Here is a 16,504-nt window from a genome sequence, read left to right as displayed (position 1 = left end):
TGTTCCGTATTTAATTTCCACTGACATGATTAGCTTAAACGGAACGAAGATGCTGGGATTGAGCGGGGGGAGAACATAATAGTATGGATAGGTCAGGCTAACAAAAAAGGAGAAGGAAGTGAAAACTTTAGCTATATTGCCACCGCTCTGTACACGGTTGTTTAATGTTCCGCATAATAAAAATGAATCCGGATTAGACTAGTGTTCACTACTATGGACATTACTTCTTTGCTTAACTGGCGGATAGTGATCATATGAAAATAGAAAGGAGTGGGTTGTTTGGGGGGATATAAAGCCATGATATTTGATTTGGATGATACCTTGCTTAATAGGAATAAGGCAGTAGATAATATGTTTTTAGCTGTATTAGAAAAGTGTTAAGGGGGAAATGTTAAAGGTTCTGCGAAAAAAGAAATGCTGCATAAATTCAAAGAATATGATAATAGAAGCTATGGCAATGGTGATAAAGTAAAAGTTTTGGAATCTTTTTTTAATGAATTCCCACCTGAATATAGGCTGCCAACTTATAGACAACAAGCTAAATTTATCAACACTAATTTAAATAGTTGTTTTGATAAAATAATCATTTCTGAAGAAGTGGGATTTAGTAAACCGGACAAACGTCTATTCGAATTAGCATTAAATATACTTAATGTGCAACCGGAAGACACACACCTTATTCATCGGAGATGATATAGAAAAGGATATTGGTGGTTGTCAAAATGCAAATATAAAGGGCATATGGTTCAATTCACACGGGATTGAGAACGATACCGGGATAAAGCCATATGCCAAAGTCAGTTCGTTAGATAGATTGATACTTTTTTTACTTAATAAGTGCTTTGTCTAAGCTTCCTATTGGTTTATTACTTCTTTTCTTAAAGCATTTTCATGCTGTATCGTTACCTTCACATCTACCTCTATGTTCATCTTTGGATAAATTTCCGTCCAATCGTTCTTTATGTGCTTCCATTGCTTGGGGAATTGCTCTCGAATCGCCCGACGCAGAAAAAATATATCATGATTTTCTTCCTGCATTTTTTGAATCGTTTCTGTGGTTAAATTTTTAATATGATCGGCAACAGCTTTTTCCATTTGCGGTATACTCATATCGTCCGGGCTGTCCAATATGGAAATTTCCTCTTTAATTCGGTAATGAATATTAGGGGAATCTCCACTCATGCTGATATTCGGACTGCTTGATTGCGATATACTGTTGCTAATCAGCTTTCCCTCCTCTGTGTGGATTTCTTGAATGGTTCGTTTTTCTATCTTCCCCATTAAATACATCCAAGCTTTTGCTTCCGCTGCGGTTAGTTCCGTTTCCAATTTGTAGCGATCATAAAATGCCATTCTGTTTACTTGGATCCATGTATTTTGCCCTGAAGCTTCTGCTCTTTGCAGGGAGGAATTCATAACCATATTGGCCAAAGGTGTAAAAGCCAATCCATCCGGATCTGACTGATGAACAAATAATTCATTTAAATTAACAGGGCGATAGGTTGATGATCGGTTGGCCAGGTTGAGAATGTTTTTGACTCCGCTTGCTTGAACTGTCTCAAACGGTGTCTTTGAACGCAGCAAATCTTCTCCCTTTCCATTGGCTGTTATGATATTTACCGTTCTTCTGATTTCAAATTCTCGATCAATCGTGTTGACTACATCTTCTATTCCCTGGCTGGCGATTCCTTCACCTATCACTATCAATTCCATGTGCGAATAGATGGTAGTCCGTGGAGAAATTTCCGTAAGCTTTGCCATCGCTTCTCCAAGTGAGTCAGCTTCAATGGAAAAAGTCGTGTTATCCTGATTCCCTGCGCTTTGTGACCCTTCTGTTGAAAACTGTTCGGGAAGTGCCCATTCAAAGGTTACGCGCAGCTTCTCTTCATTGGTTATGTCCAACGCCATGCCCATGATGAAATTGATATCGGATATTTCATTGCGGTCCCAGCAACCCGTCAAAAATAACATCCCAAAAAGAATGAGTATGGTTTTTTTCTTTTTAATTTGCAGCATGGTTCATCACCTTTGTCCGGATAAAAAACATCACACCCAAAATCATTGGCACAATGGCTTGAAAGACCAAAGCCACGTACACCCACTGTTTGAAGAAGAAGCGGAAGAGACTGGTGGTATCCGGCATAATAGTGACAATAACGAAGAATCCGATGATGATAAAAATGAAATCCAGGACTTTGGCAGGTATATCCCGGTTTAGGGTGTGTTTCAATGTCTTTATGGATACCGAAAAATAAATACCACTGACTAACAGGATAGCCCCTGCCCATATCGTAACCAGAAAAATTTCCATTCGTTCCATAAACTCGCCGATTTGTATCAACGTAATTAACTCTACAGTAGGATACTGAAGACGCTGAAGTTCAAACGGAGAAAAAACTCCGATTTCTTCTATTATCAGAAGGCTTGTCAGCAAGCAGGAAAATACAATTCCCGCTAGTATCTTTCCGTGCTTGCGCTTTTCATTTTTGTAATTGACGAAGGGAAACAATGTAGCGATTAAGACTACTTGTCCGTAGCTGCTAAAAGCCACAATCGTACTGTACATCAAGCCTCCAGTATCCCGGGGAAGTATCGGCTGATAGTAAGGGTAGTGTACTTCTGGAAGCACAGACAATATCAAACCAATCAAGGTAACGGTCATCAGGATTAAAACCATGTTGCTTGCCCGAGCCAACACTTCGATTCCAAGCAGGGAGCAATACAGGCAAAGCAATAAGACCAACAGAAGAATTGAAATCATTGGGGTGGCCGGGAGAAATAATACCTTGAATGTAGTAACAATCATTTGAGAGTGGATAATGAACAATACAAAATAGTAAGCGAAGTAACAGCCAGCTATCGTTTTTCCAATGAATGTTCCAAACAAAGATTGTAATACTGTCGAGAAATTTTTATTAGGAAATCGTTCGGCTATCACCAACATCATTTTCGCCAATAAAGCCGCAGAGAGGGTGGCCAATAGCAAAGGTAGCCATACATGATTTCCGATGTGTTCAGCCATTACCGATGGCGAGTAAACAAAAATCTGAACGAGCAATGTAAGCATGATGAGAGAAGTCATTTGGCCATGGGTGATTCGCAATATTAATCTTCCTCTTGTCGGTATTTTTTGCCGGGATTTAACTTGCCCGGAAATCGTTTGAGTGAAGGTTGATCAACAGTAAACTTTGGATACTTTGCCTGCTGAAATAACGGAAAACGAAAAATAGTATCTTTAAGTCCTTGCGGAAATAATGGGGCGTGCGGGGCTAAGTAGGGATAGCCAAAGGATCTGAGGCTCGACAAATATAAATAGAGCACGAGCATGCCCCAGACGATGCCGAAAAAACCGAATGTCGCTGATAGAAAAATAAAGGCGAACCGGATAATTCGAAAAGAAACGCCCAGACTGTAGTTTGGTATGATAAAGGAAGAAATAGCTGTTATTGATACGATGATAATTACCAAAGGACTGACAAAACCAGCTCGTACTGCAGCATCACCTATTACAAGGGCCCCGACAATACTTATAGTATTTCCTATCGCTTTCGGCAAACGCAGCCCCGCTTCCCGTAAAAACTCAAAAGTGATTTCCATAAACAGCGTTTCAATTAACGCTGGAAAAGGGACAGTTTCTCTGCCAGCTGCAATACTTAGTGCTAATGCGGTAGGAATCATCTCTTGATGAAAGGTAGTCAGTGCAATGTATAGACTGGGCAGCAAAAAAGACGCAAACAAAGCGATAAACCGGACCAACCGAAGTAAAGTTGCGATATACATGGAATCATAGTAATCATCCGGAGCTTGAAGCAGGGATAACATGCTGATTGGCCCATATAGAACGAAGGGATTGCCGTCGACAATGATTGCTACTTTTCCTTCCAAAATATTAGCAGCAATTCGATCAGGTCGTTCACTGCTTCCAATCAGTGGAACGATCGCATAAGAATGGTCTCTGATAAAGGCCTGTATTTGATTGCTTGACTGGACAGCATCGACTTCTATTTTGCTTAACCGTTTTTTAATCTCGCTGACAATTTCCTCACTTGCCACGCCATCCAGATACATTAAAACAACATCTGTGTTGGAAATCGTGCCAGCTTTTTTCTTTTCTACTCGCAAGCGATGGTTGAAAATACGCTTCCGTATTAAAGAAATGTTGGTTTGGTAGTTTTCCGTAAACCTTCCCGCGGTCCTTTTATTGTCGCTTCTGCAGCTGGCTCTTCAATTGCCCGTTCCTTAATGTCCACAATATTGATAACATAAGCTTCTTTTTTATGGGGAACAAAAAACACAAAATTCCCCATGGTAAGCGCTTGGACAACGTTTTTCAAACTGGTTTCTTTTTTATAACTGTATGGCAACCGCTCCAATTGGATAGCTTCGTCTGTTTCTGCTGCTCTTCTGAGATGGACAAGAAGCTGCTTCACTTTTTTATCATCAACCAATGTATCTATGTAAGCAACGCCAAATTCCCCGCCAACCGAAAATGCTTGTAAATCATCGTTATTTTTTAAGTAATGGGTTAATAACATGTCAAAATTGTCTTTGATTTTTGCGGAAATAGCGTTTTCTTCAGTAGTAAAACGGCTTGTATAATTATTGCCCGTAATCTTTTTGCCTTTTCTTTTTCTCCACATGTATTATTGGCCTTCCTCTTCCAGATTGTGTAGTTTATTGTGTGTCACAGGGAGGAATTCATACATCTTTAGCTAAGAAATTCGTTCCTAAATGAGACATGAAAGGAGCGGTTCCTTTTCGCGTGATTTGTATTTGGAGAGCAGTTCAAAGAGGAGTTGGAAATGTTTTTGTCGAATACTGTGGAAAAATAACAGTATTTTTCATGAATGCATGCTATAATGAGGGAATGGAAGAAGAAATAGGAATGTTGGCGTTTTACCGGTTACCTGGCTGAAATAAGCCAGGTAACCGTATGTTTCTTATAGCTTTTTTACTGCTTTCGGATTTATGCAAATTTAAAGAGAGAACAAGGATAAAACCATAAATGGAATCCAGACGTAAAAACCTGCTGATAAAAATCAGCAGGTTTTTTTGCGAGGAACATACAGGTATCCGGAAAGTCAATCCTTTACCTTATTAGTGTGGTGGGGGTCAGTCCCCGATGCTAGTTTTTGGGAATAATCTGTTCGTTTTCTAAATACTTAATGATGGTTTCTGCTGCCTGTTTGACTGTATAGTGTTCGGTATTGATGGTCAATTCTGGATTGATTGGTGGTTCGTAAGGGGAATCGATGCCGGTAAAGTCGCGGATGATACCTTGCCTTGCTTTTTGATATAGTCCCTTTGGATCCCGATCCTCACAAACATCGAAAGGACAATCAATAAATATTTCATGGAATTCCCCTGCCGCAAAGATACTTCTTACTTGATCCCGGTCTTTACGATAGGGGGAAATAAATGCGGTCATGACAATCTGGCCGCTGTCAACAAATAATTTAGCTACTTCTCCGACTCTGCGGATATTTTCCACCCTGTCTTCCTGGCTGAAACCGAGTTCTTTGTTCAAGCCATGACGGATGTTATCACCATCCAGTACGAAACTCCTGATCCCAAGTTTGTGAAGTTGGCAATCCAATTCGTTTGCCAAGGTAGACTTTCCTGAACCTGAGTACCCGGTAAACCAAAGCGCACAGCTTTTGTGTTGATTCAACAGTTGGCGGTCGGTTTTTGTAACAATGGCAGGATGCCAAATAATATGATTCTGTGTCATGAGTGCCTCCCCATTTCAATTACTGTTTCTTTCATTCCTTCTATTAATTTCCCGGCAACTTCCGGTCTGCTGAATTGCTTTGGAGGCATTTTACCTTCCCGAAGCATTTGGCGTACTTTGGTTCCGGATAAAGCGATGTGATGCTCGCTTCCATGGGGACAAGTCTTACTGGTTCCCATCCCTTCACATTTTCGACAGTAAAAGCTATTTTCAAAGCAAAGTATGGTGATGCCGAGTTCCTCTTTCGAAAATTGTTGAAATATTTTTTGTGCATCATACGTCCCATAATAATCCCCGACTCCTGCATGGTCGCGGCCTACGATAAAGTGAGTGCATCCGTAGTTTTTTCGTACAAGGGCATGGAATACGGCCTCCCGTGGACCCGCATACCGCATAGCGGCTGGAAACACTGCCAGAAAGACTCGGTTCGAAGGATAGTAATTTTCAAGCAAGATCTGGTAGCATTCCATTCGCAAGTCACTAGGAATGTCCCCGGCTTTAGTTTCACCTACCAAAGGGTGGAGCAACAAACCATCAACGTTCTCCAGGGCTGTTTTTTGGATGTACTCATGAGCTCGATGTACTGGATTACGGGTTTGGAAACCGACAACTGTTTTCCAGCCGAGTTCGGTGATTTTTTCCCTCGTTTGAATGGGTTCAAGATGATAAGCCGGAAAAGCTTTTTCAGGAGGAATTTTAATCAGTTTTATCGGACCGCCTAGATAAATATTTGGTCGCTGAAATAGCTTTTTAACACCGGGATGCTCGATATCCGTTGTTTGGTACACATTGGCCGCTTCTACTTCTTTGTCCGGTGTGAAAATATCTTCAACAATCATGACACCATAGACTATTCCTTCATATACAAGATTGACAGAATCCCGGATCCGGATCCTGCTTGCAGTTTCAGAGTCGACCGGCAAAGTGATTGGTATACTCCAAGGAGTACCATTATCAAGCCGCATGGTTTTAACCACTGTCTGATAATCTTTTTCTCCCATAAAGCCGGACAAAGGACTGTAAGCGCCGGTGGCAATAAGCTCTAAATCACTGAGTGCCATTTTGTCCAGCATGACTTCCGTATTATTTTCAGATGGACTGTAGTTGGTGTCGACCTGGTCTACGAGACGACCACCATGTGGTTCAATCATTTTTTATTACCTCCTGATTGGTTAGTACTACTGATTTGTCATAGCGCGGTATAGGGGCTTCGGACGGTTTCCATAAGGACAGAAGTCCGATAAGCACGATAAAGGCGAGCATCATCAGGATTCCCGACAGGTCAAAATCGCTGCTCATTAATTTGACGAGATTATAGGAGATGACTAAGGAAAATAACGGAGATAATAACCAGGTTTTGATCAGCCTGGCAAAGATCGCTCTTTTCCACAACTGGCTCCCTTGGTCTGCAGCGCCGGCTCCTAATATACTGCATGTAGTCACTTGTGTATGCGGAACAGGGATGCCCAACAGCGAGGCTGCCATCACCAGTGCAGCACCAATTCCGGAGATGGCACTCCCTTGCAGTAAGCTTAAATCGGTAATTTTTTTCCCGTTAGTTTCAATTACTTTCCCGCCCAGGAAAAATGCGCCGGCTGCTATGAAAAGGCCGCCCAGAATAGTACCCTGGCTGATTGACAGCCTCCCTGCAGCCACTAGCGGTCCAACGGAGTTGGCGACATTGTTCATTCCAGCCGAGAATGCCTCTAAACTCCCCATTACAATCACCATGACGGTAAGGAATTTTTTCAAACGTCCATGGTAAAGGTTACGATGCCCTTTCTCGACTTTGCGGATCACTTTGTTTGCTGCAAAAGCAAGCAAAAAAGCGAAAAAGGGAACAAGAAGCCAGCAAATTACGATGATAAACAGCGTTTTGAGATAAAGTACCTGAAAGGCGATTCCGACACCGACAATTGCTCCCACGGTTACTTCACTCGTAGATAATGGAATTCCACTCAGATTGGCGATGAATAATGCTACGGAGGCAGAACTGAGAATAATTAATGCAATGGGAACCGATACGATGTCTTCCGGTACGATTTCGCTTCCAAGCGTTTTGACTACTTCACTGCCTCCGAGAACGGCCCCCAGACATACTCCGGCCGCACAAAGAAACAGTGCCAATTTGCGGGTTTTGATTGCACCTGATCCATAAGCAATCCCCATGGCAGCTGCCGCTCCGCTGGCTCCAATATTCATGGCAAAGAAACCGGCAATTATAAATGCAAGTATCATCATCATTTATATCAGCATCAAGTCAAACTTGATGAAGCCCACACTCTTTTTTGGAAAAATTGGCCCATCTTCCTGACCGTGAATCTTCGTTGGATGTTGCCGGAATGGTGCATTTCGCACAGCCGATACTCGGATAGTTCTGGTCGTGGAGCTCATTGTACGGTAACCCGTTAAGCTTGATATAGTTCCAAACATCCTCCCACGTCCAATGAATCAAAGGACAGATTTTTACCTTGCCGAATTTTTCGTCCTTGTTAATATACTTTGCTTTTTCCCTGGATGCTGATTGTTCCCGTCTCAATCCGGAAATCCAGGCGTCCACTTCGGAAAGTTGGTGTTGTAATGGTTCAATTTTGCGGATGTGACAGCATAGATTTGGATTTCGTTCCCACAATTTTTCGCCATGGTCGGCAGCTTGCTGTTCAAGTGACTTTGCAGGCTTTGCCATGATGATTTGGAGCTTTGGATATCTTTGTTTAACTTTTTCAATGAGGGAATAGGTTTCGGAAAAATGCAAGTCTGTATCAAGGAAGACTATTTTTGCTTCCGGATTTACTTTTGAAATCAAGTCAGTCAGGACAACACCCTCCGCGCCAAAGCTGCAGGCATAAAGGATACGATCCTGATAGGTTTGATAAGCCCATTTGAGGACATCCATAAAATCTTTCAACTGATGATTGAGTTTTTGCTGTTCGGGATCCTGCCACGTTTCAAAGGTAAGTTTATCTGTTTCCATCGTTCTCCCTCCACTTTTTGATGAAATGGTTCAACTGGCTTTTCTTCCAGCGTTCTGGGTATTTGCCTTAAGGTATTTGTATTCAAATAGGCGNTAAAGTACCTGAAAGGCGATTCCGACACCGACAATTGCTCCCACGGTTACTTCACTCGTAGATAATGGAATTCCACTCAGATTGGCGATGAATAATGCTACGGAGGCAGAACTGAGAATAATTAATGCAATGGGAACCGATACGATGTCTTCCGGTACGATTTCGCTTCCAAGCGTTTTGACTACTTCACTGCCTCCGAGAACGGCCCCCAGACATACTCCGGCCGCACAAAGAAACAGTGCCAATTTGCGGGTTTTGATTGCACCTGATCCATAAGCAATCCCCATGGCAGCTGCCGCTCCGCTGGCTCCAATATTCATGGCAAAGAAACCGGCAATTATAAATGCAAGTATCATCATCATTTATATCAGCATCAAGTCAAACTTGATGAAGCCCACACTCTTTTTTGGAAAAATTGGCCCATCTTCCTGACCGTGAATCTTCGTTGGATGTTGCCGGAATGGTGCATTTCGCACAGCCGATACTCGGATAGTTCTGGTCGTGGAGCTCATTGTACGGTAACCCGTTAAGCTTGATATAGTTCCAAACATCCTCCCACGTCCAATGAATCAAAGGACAGATTTTTACCTTGCCGAATTTTTCGTCCTTGTTAATATACTTTGCTTTTTCCCTGGATGCTGATTGTTCCCGTCTCAATCCGGAAATCCAGGCGTCCACTTCGGAAAGTTGGTGTTGTAATGGTTCAATTTTGCGGATGTGACAGCATAGATTTGGATTTCGTTCCCACAATTTTTCGCCATGGTCGGCAGCTTGCTGTTCAAGTGACTTTGCAGGCTTTGCCATGATGATTTGGAGCTTTGGATATCTTTGTTTAACTTTTTCAATGAGGGAATAGGTTTCGGAAAAATGCAAGTCTGTATCAAGGAAGACTATTTTTGCTTCCGGATTTACTTTTGAAATCAAGTCAGTCAGGACAACACCCTCCGCGCCAAAGCTGCAGGCATAAAGGATACGATCCTGATAGGTTTGATAAGCCCATTTGAGGACATCCATAAAATCTTTCAACTGATGATTGAGTTTTTGCTGTTCGGGATCCTGCCACGTTTCAAAGGTAAGTTTATCTGTTTCCATCGTTCTCCCTCCACTTTTTGATGAAATGGTTCAACTGGCTTTTCTTCCAGCGTTCTGGGTATTTGCCTTAAGGTATTTGTATTCAAATAGGCGAATGAGTGTTAAAGCAAGTGTGCCTATTTCCTTGGGTTGTAACGGATTTCACCTAGGCGAATATACTTGGTGTAGGCTGCCGTAATAAACGGTATTACGGCGGGCAGCTATTTTTGCAAGGAAAACACCAGGTGTCAGAGTTGGTCCGGTTTATGAAATCTGATGGGGGAGGTGTGCGGTTATATGAAAGGTGAAAATTTGTGCTTACCAGAACGGGAAAGGAAACCGAGGGAAAATGGCATTACCGTGGTGATTGACAATGGTGCCCCCCTCCAGCTGCTTAATGCTGTGGTGGACAGCTCTGGGGATTATATCGACTTTGTAAAATTCGGCTGGGGAACTTCGCTGATTTCGAAGCATATCGAGGAAAAGATTGACTATTTAGGGCGAAACGGGATTGATTTTTTCTTTGGGGGCACTCTTTTCGAAAAATTTTTAAGCCAGGGGAAAGTAGAAGACTATTATACCTATTGCCGCGGGTACGGTTGCAGCTATGTGGAGATTTCCAATGGAACGCTGACGATTTCTAATCATCAAAAGGCGGAATATATACGAGAATTTTCCAGGGAGTTTTCTGTTTTTAGCGAGGTAGGCACAAAAGATGCTTCCGTGGCATTGAACGAACAATCTAAAGATTGGCTGGAAAATATACATGAGGATATGGAAGCAGGGGCAGCCAAGGTAATTACGGAAGCAAGAGAGAGTGGAAGTGGTGGTATCTGCGGGGAGGACGGCGGCATACGCACGGATATTTTCGATGAGATTGTCGCAGCTGGAATACCAATGGAGCGGCTCATATTTGAAGCTCCCAATAAATCACTGCAAACTTTCTTCATCAAACAGATTGGTTCAAACGTTAACCTGGCGAATGTGGCTTTAAACGATGTGATCGGCTTGGAAACATTGCGGTTGGGTTTGCGTTCCGATACGTTCCATTTATAAAAGAAAGAGGATGAGGTGGAAATCATGAGAGAAACAAACAAAGTGTTTCACTTAGCAATACCGTGTAAAGAGTTGGATGAGACAGTAGACTTTTATGAAAAGTTAGGCTGCAAGCTTGCAAGAAGGTATGATGACCGAGTGACCTTTGACTTCTTTGGTGATCAGGTCGTTTGCCATCTGAGCCCGGATAATATCGACCAAAATCCAAAAATGTATCCCCGTCATTATGGCATCACTTTTTTAGACAGGGAGGAATATGATCAGGCTTTAGAATATGCAATTACGGAAAAATTGCCTTTTTTTACCGACCCGATGGTGCGTTTCAAGGGAAAACAAGAAGAACACATGACTTTCTTTTTAGTTGATCCCGCTAACAACCTACTGGAGTTCAAATACTATCACGACCCCTCGATGGTGTATTAACGAGGGATAACCCGGCTGAACGAAAAGCCGGGTTATTTTCACAAAGAAATAACGGAACGCTAGAAGAAGTGTTCTTAGATAGACTATTCTGCCAATTCGCAACAATCAATGATATGATGGAAGAAAATAATCGAATCGAATTCTAAACGGTAAATGTGATTGAATCCATGAACGAACAACTTTAATAAATGAACGGCGGGAGGAAATAAAGATGTATTTCGGAGCAATCGAAGCAGGCGGAACGAAATTTGTTTGCGCTGTCAGTAACAGCCAATTGGAAGTTGTTGATCAGGTCACCATTCCAACCACACAGCCCGAAGAAACATTGCAAAAGGTGTTTGCTTTTTTTGATCAGTACTCCTTGCAGTCGATGGGAATTGGATCTTTTGGACCGATTGATAGTAACGAGCAATCCCCTACATACGGTTTTATAACGAGTACGCCGAAATCGGGCTGGAAGTATTTTGATTTTATCGGTCCCATCCAAAAACGCTGGCAAGTGCCGGTAGCTTGGACTACCGATGTGAATGCGGCAGCGTTCGGGGAATTCAAACAAGGAAGTGCCAGGAATGAAGCAAGCTGTATCTATTTAACTGTGGGAACCGGTATTGGAGGGGGCGCTGTTGTGAACGGCAAGATCCTGGAGGGGTTTGGCCATCCTGAAATGGGTCATGTATTTGTTCGCTCTCATCGTGAAGATGATTACAGTGGTTCTTGCCCCTACCATGAGCATTGTCTGGAAGGAATGGCGTCTGGTACGGCAATCGAAGATAGAAGCGGCAAAAAAGCAGAATCTCTTGCCAACTCAGATCCTGTCTGGAAAATGGGAGCCTTTTATCTGGCCCAGGCACTGGTTGACTATACGTTGGTTTTAAGGCCGGACAAAATAATCCTTGGCGGAGGAGTAATGAAACAGGCGCATTTACTCTCGTTGATTCGTACTTCCTTTGCACAATTGATCAACGAGTATGTTGCTGTTCCACCACTTGAGCAGTATATTGTTGCGCCTGGATTGGGAGACCGTGCCGGAATCACCGGCTGTCTTTTGTTGGCTTCAGAATTAGAAGGGTAACACAAGTTGTTTTGTTATGGGAAAATCTGTTGTAATCGTTAGGTTAATACCTTTTTTGCTAAATCCCCAAATTAATGGACGCACAATAGCACTTGGAGCTTTTCCGCATTGCAGGAGCTTTTAAGGAAATTGTTAAAGGGGTGTTATTGGGGGAGGAGTGGATCTCTTGGGCAATGTTATAACAGATGATGAGTCGCTTTTCAACCAGGTTAAATGTCTTCAAGGCGATGATTACTTAACGATTGAAGAAACGGGAAACCTTACGGAGGAACAAATGAAGCGAATCGTCAAAATTCTGAGTGATCACCCGGAGTATAGGAAAATTCCAGTCGTGACCATTTTGACAGAAGGCAATCTTTCGGCAGATTTAGGGCGGTGTATGCGGGATGGCGGCTTTCAGTTACAGGATGAGGTAATTATGTACTACCGGAGCCTCGACGATTTGCCGGATATTCCATCTGCTTTTGCTATAAAATCTTTGCATAAGATGAAAAAAGAAGAATTCCAAATCATATGGAAGCAGGCCATGCACGGTTCTTTGAATGCAAGTTCCAACTTTTCAACCGATAAACATATGAACAGTGTAAGAGCCGAACTTGGATGTTCCTATCAGGATTCCTGTCTTGTCGCTTTTGAAGGGAAGGAGCCGATTGGCGTACTAATGCCCCATATAGAGCCCGGTACGGAAAAGGAAGGACGATTGTTTTATTTCGGCCTTCTACCGGCTCATAGAAACAAAGGAAAGAGTCGGAAAGTTCATATGCAAGCATTGGCAATTTTAAAACATGAATTCCATGCTGAAGAATATATAGGGAGTACCAGTGTAAACAATATTCCGATGCGAAAAATTTTGAAGAGAAACGGCTGTCAACGCTTCAGGCAAAACAAGGTTTTCAGACGCATTGTGAACGAATGACAGGGGGCTACTTTTCTTTGGATCTAGCGGGAGAATGTTTGTGGAAAATGGAAGAAAGAAGAATATTTTTTATTAAGAGAGGGGGAGGACGAATTGAACAAGAACAGTAATTATATTATACCTGCAGGTTTGTTTATCGGCTTAGGAATTGGCATGCTGATTCAGAATCCGGCTGCAGGGATTTTTATCGGGTTGGGTGTCGGATTTTTGATTCGTTTTGTTTTGGCTTTTTTCGAAGATAAATCTGCAGATCCACAATAAGTAGGATTTATGAATGGAATGGAAGATTGGTAGAGGTCTTCATGTCATCGCTTTATCTTCTGATTGGAAGCCTGGAAATGCTCCCGTTCTCCATCCTGGCGGGGGCTGCTTTGCTTCAGGAAGGGTTTAGGCGGAAGACTGGCCAATTGAGTGAAGTTAGTTAAACATTATCACTCATTGGAAGTTTTTTCAATTACATACATCTTAAAGGAGCTGCTTTTTTGAATAATTTTACGATCAATACAGAAACAAAACGATTAATCATTCGCCCGCTGGAAAAGCCGGACTACCACAACTGGTTGTCGGCTTTTGAAGCAAGATTCCCGTCCAGGCATCGGTATGACAGTGGGAAAATGGATATGACTGAGTGTACGGAACATTGGTTTGCCGGGTTAGTAGAGAAACACGAGGCATTGGCAAGTGAGGATGATGCCTATATTTTTGGGGTTTTCCGAAAATCGGACGGTGCACACCTCGGCATGATAGACTTTTCCACGTATGAGCGAGGTTCCTTTCAATGGGGTAGAATCGGTTATACGATCCATAATCAATTTTGGCAGAAAGGTTACGGAAAAGAAGCCGTCAAAGCTACACTAAAGCTGGCATTGACAGAGCTTGGTTATCACAGGATAGAAGCCCATATTAACTTGGATAATAACCCATCCATTCGTCTGGCTGTTAGCTGTGGGATGGAATATGAGTGTACAAGAAAAGGCTTTATCTATGAATTTGATCAATGGACAGACAATTTAGTCTATTATCTTAATGCCGAATAAGCTTTTTGGGAAGGGCTGGTTAGCTTGTTATGTACAGACACGACTGGACAGGGCGAGGTACAAAACAGGCTGACAGAGAAGGAAGGTGATTGCGATTCAGAAAACAAAAAAACATGCTTGGATTTTGTTGGTTGGAGTAGGGATATCCTCTTTTGGTGATTTTATTTATTTAGTAGCGATTAATATTCTGGTCTTGCAAATGACCGGTTCTGCAGCTGCTGTGGCCGGACTTTGGATCATGGGGCCAGCTGCCTCGATTCTGACAAAGTTTTGGTCCGGCAGTCTCATCGATCGGCTCAACAAGCGGAGACTAATGATTCTAACCGACGTTTTTCGTGGAGTGCTTGTCACTGTCATTCCATTTGTTAACTCATTATGGCTCATCTATTGCTGTTTATTTTTCCTATCTGTTGCCAAGGCTTTTTTTGAACCTACTTCGATTTCCTACATAACTGGACTGATACCGAAGCAGCAGCGCAAACAATTCAATTCTTTCCGAAGTTTGGTTACTTCCGGAGCCTTTTTAGTTGGCCCGGCAGTAGCGGGTGTTTTACTTATGATAACGACAGCGAGCATTGCCATTTGGCTTAATGCTGGGTCTTTTTTTCTATCCGCACTTCTTTTAACCCTGCTCCCGAACCTTACCTCCAGTGAGGATGCCCCAAAGTCTTTTGCTTGGACATTCCTCATAGAGGATTGGAAGCATGTTACCGATTTTAGCAAATCACATGCATACGTGATCGCGATTTATTTGTTTGCCCAGTTGTTTATGGTTATCGCATTGGGAATGGATGCACAGGAAGTGGTCTTTACCCAGCAGGTCCTCGGTTTATCGGAAGCTGAATTTGGATTGTTGATTAGCATTACGGGAGCGGGTTCTATCGTCGGTGCTGCCGTTGTCTCGATTCTTGCTAAGAAACTATCGATTAGGATGTTGCTTGCCAGCGGCTATTTAATGGTGGCTGCTGGCTACGTTATTTATGCTTTCTCTTTTTCTTTTTGGTCGGTAGCTGTTGGCTTTATCATTCTTGGATTTTTTAACGCCTTTTCTTCTACAGGTACTATGACGTTTTATCAGAATAACGTCCCTTTATCGATTATGGGAAGAATTACTAGTGTTTACGGAACGTTACAAAGTCTCTTGCAAGTTATCTTTATTCTGTTGATCGGTTTCACCGGGGACCTTGTACCTTTACGCTACAGCATCATTGCTGCCTCTTTGTTGATTGTCGCCTTGAGCCTTATAAAGACAGTGCTCGTTTATCAGCCGTCCCGGTACAAGTATTTTATTGAAGAATCTGAAACAAACGACCAGACAGAAAAAGTATTGGAGGAAGGCTGACCGATGGAGAAAAAACATGCATTGGTCATTGGCGGAACAGGTATGCTGGCACAAGTGTCGTCATGGCTGGCAAGCAATTTTGATACCGTTTCCGTTATCGGCCGTAGTGAAAAGAAACTTGATCGACTAAAGAAAAAAGCGCAAGACATGAATCGAATCAATAAGCTGGTTGTCGATTATTATGAATTGGCTACACTAGAGACAAAACTAAAAAAAGCAATCGAAGAACACGGACCAATTACATTAGTAGTCTGCTGGTCGCCTTATTATCCAGCTGTGGAAATGGTCAGCAGGCTGATATCCGAAAAAATGGACAGTTGGCAGTTGTACCATGTCAAAGGGAGCAGAAGATATTTCGAGGACGAAGCTATCAGACTGCCTCCAGCTTGTCGTTACCGTCAGATTTACTTAGGTTTTGTCTTAACTAAAGATAAAGCGAGATGGTTGACGCATGATGAAATTACTGACGGCGTCAGGAAAAGTATCGAGAAAGAGGAGGATACTGTTGTTGTTGGGACGATCCACCCCTATGATAAGCGACCGCAATAAGGGGACATCACTTCGTTAAAATCATTCGTAAATAGACTTTCTTCTATTTTGTTGTTTGATGTGTGCTTCGTATCCCTACGGCAAGATACTACGCTTTCCACGGGCACGGCTTCAACTTCCTCAGAAAGCACCAACCGCTTACTGGCGGGATGCTCAGCTCGTGCTGTACCCATTGGAGTCTCCGTATCTTTCCTTCACTACGTTTTCGGGGTCTGATTTTCTAATGATTAAAACAAGAT

General features: G+C 42.5%; 15 protein-coding genes and 3 pseudogenes. 9 read left to right on the top strand and 9 right to left on the bottom strand.

What is annotated here, in order from left to right; translation table 11 throughout:
• The first annotated feature begins 297 nt into the window (after window positions 1-297).
• Window positions 298-850, top strand: a pseudogene (locus tag BN1067_RS18450) (HAD family hydrolase).
• Between the two features lie 5 nt (window positions 851-855).
• On the opposite strand, the gene BN1067_RS18445 reads toward BN1067_RS18450, so the two are convergent.
• The 9 genes and pseudogenes from BN1067_RS18445 to BN1067_RS18400 form a co-directional block, all read right to left on the bottom strand.
• The gene (locus BN1067_RS18445; protein ID WP_053220264.1) at window positions 856-2,016 is read right to left on the bottom strand and encodes a Ger(x)C family spore germination protein; all 1,161 of its coding nucleotides are present in this window, start codon (window positions 2,014-2,016) and stop codon (window positions 856-858) included.
• On the bottom strand, window positions 2,003-3,103 hold the full coding sequence (locus BN1067_RS18440; RefSeq protein WP_053220263.1) for a GerAB/ArcD/ProY family transporter: 1,101 nt from the start codon (window positions 3,101-3,103) through the stop codon (window positions 2,003-2,005). The genes BN1067_RS18445 and BN1067_RS18440 overlap by 14 nt, the downstream gene beginning before the upstream one ends.
• A gap of 2 nt (window positions 3,104-3,105) precedes the next feature.
• A pseudogene (locus tag BN1067_RS18435) lies at window positions 3,106-4,535 on the bottom strand (spore germination protein).
• A 590-nt stretch (window positions 4,536-5,125) separates the two neighbouring features.
• A complete protein-coding gene (gene cysC, locus BN1067_RS18425; RefSeq protein ID WP_053220260.1) occupies window positions 5,126-5,731 on the bottom strand; it encodes an adenylyl-sulfate kinase in 606 nt (201 codons plus the stop codon).
• Complete coding sequence (sat, locus tag BN1067_RS18420; RefSeq protein WP_053220259.1) at window positions 5,728-6,882, bottom strand: sulfate adenylyltransferase; 1,155 nt, start codon at window positions 6,880-6,882, stop codon at window positions 5,728-5,730. Before sat ends, cysC begins: the two co-directional genes overlap by 4 nt.
• Window positions 6,875-7,975: an inorganic phosphate transporter gene (locus BN1067_RS18415; protein ID WP_053220258.1), complete on the bottom strand. Its 1,101-nt coding sequence runs from the start codon at window positions 7,973-7,975 to the stop codon at window positions 6,875-6,877. The genes sat and BN1067_RS18415 overlap by 8 nt, the downstream gene beginning before the upstream one ends.
• Before the next feature lie 16 nt (window positions 7,976-7,991).
• On the bottom strand, window positions 7,992-8,705 hold the full coding sequence (locus BN1067_RS18410; RefSeq protein WP_053220256.1) for a phosphoadenylyl-sulfate reductase: 714 nt from the start codon (window positions 8,703-8,705) through the stop codon (window positions 7,992-7,994).
• 96 nt (window positions 8,706-8,801) lie between these two features.
• Window positions 8,802-9,161 (bottom strand): annotated as a pseudogene (locus tag BN1067_RS18405) (inorganic phosphate transporter); the annotation flags it as partial.
• A gap of 16 nt (window positions 9,162-9,177) precedes the next feature.
• Window positions 9,178-9,891 (bottom strand): phosphoadenylyl-sulfate reductase, encoded by a 714-nt coding sequence (locus BN1067_RS18400; protein ID WP_053220256.1) that lies wholly within the window; start codon window positions 9,889-9,891, stop codon window positions 9,178-9,180.
• Between the two features lie 276 nt (window positions 9,892-10,167).
• Between BN1067_RS18400 and BN1067_RS18395 the strand changes: the two genes are divergently transcribed.
• The 8 genes from BN1067_RS18395 to BN1067_RS18365 all read left to right on the top strand — a co-directional run bounded on the left by BN1067_RS18395 (window position 10,168) and on the right by BN1067_RS18365 (window position 16,265).
• The gene (locus BN1067_RS18395) at window positions 10,168-10,926 is read left to right on the top strand and encodes a phosphosulfolactate synthase (RefSeq protein WP_053220255.1); all 759 of its coding nucleotides are present in this window, start codon (window positions 10,168-10,170) and stop codon (window positions 10,924-10,926) included.
• A 24-nt stretch (window positions 10,927-10,950) separates the two neighbouring features.
• On the top strand, window positions 10,951-11,349 hold the full coding sequence (locus BN1067_RS18390) for a VOC family protein (RefSeq protein ID WP_053220254.1): 399 nt from the start codon (window positions 10,951-10,953) through the stop codon (window positions 11,347-11,349).
• Between the two features lie 211 nt (window positions 11,350-11,560).
• Window positions 11,561-12,421: an ROK family protein gene (locus BN1067_RS18385; protein WP_053220253.1), complete on the top strand. Its 861-nt coding sequence runs from the start codon at window positions 11,561-11,563 to the stop codon at window positions 12,419-12,421.
• Window positions 12,422-12,587: 166 nt separating this feature from the next.
• On the top strand, window positions 12,588-13,337 hold the full coding sequence (locus tag BN1067_RS18380) for a GNAT family N-acetyltransferase (RefSeq protein WP_053220252.1): 750 nt from the start codon (window positions 12,588-12,590) through the stop codon (window positions 13,335-13,337).
• Between the two features lie 93 nt (window positions 13,338-13,430).
• A complete protein-coding gene (locus BN1067_RS20005) occupies window positions 13,431-13,598 on the top strand; it encodes a hypothetical protein (protein ID WP_199868565.1) in 168 nt (55 codons plus the stop codon).
• 221 nt (window positions 13,599-13,819) lie between these two features.
• Window positions 13,820-14,374 carry a GNAT family N-acetyltransferase gene (locus BN1067_RS18375; protein WP_110943573.1) on the top strand — a complete coding sequence of 185 codons (555 nt, stop codon included), beginning with the start codon at window positions 13,820-13,822 and terminating at the stop codon, window positions 14,372-14,374.
• Window positions 14,375-14,459: 85 nt separating this feature from the next.
• The gene (locus BN1067_RS18370; RefSeq protein ID WP_110943572.1) at window positions 14,460-15,716 is read left to right on the top strand and encodes an MFS transporter; all 1,257 of its coding nucleotides are present in this window, start codon (window positions 14,460-14,462) and stop codon (window positions 15,714-15,716) included.
• A gap of 3 nt (window positions 15,717-15,719) precedes the next feature.
• Window positions 15,720-16,265 (top strand): Rossmann-fold NAD(P)-binding domain-containing protein, encoded by a 546-nt coding sequence (locus BN1067_RS18365; RefSeq protein ID WP_053220251.1) that lies wholly within the window; start codon window positions 15,720-15,722, stop codon window positions 16,263-16,265.
• Window positions 16,266-16,504: the final 239 nt, after the last annotated feature.

It is taken from the genome of Virgibacillus senegalensis (assembly GCF_000821245.2).
Taxonomy (GTDB): domain Bacteria; phylum Bacillota; class Bacilli; order Bacillales; family Amphibacillaceae; genus Sediminibacillus; species Sediminibacillus senegalensis.
The sequence above is the reverse complement of the archived record's forward strand: the minus strand, read 5'-3'. Positions and strand labels throughout refer to the sequence as shown.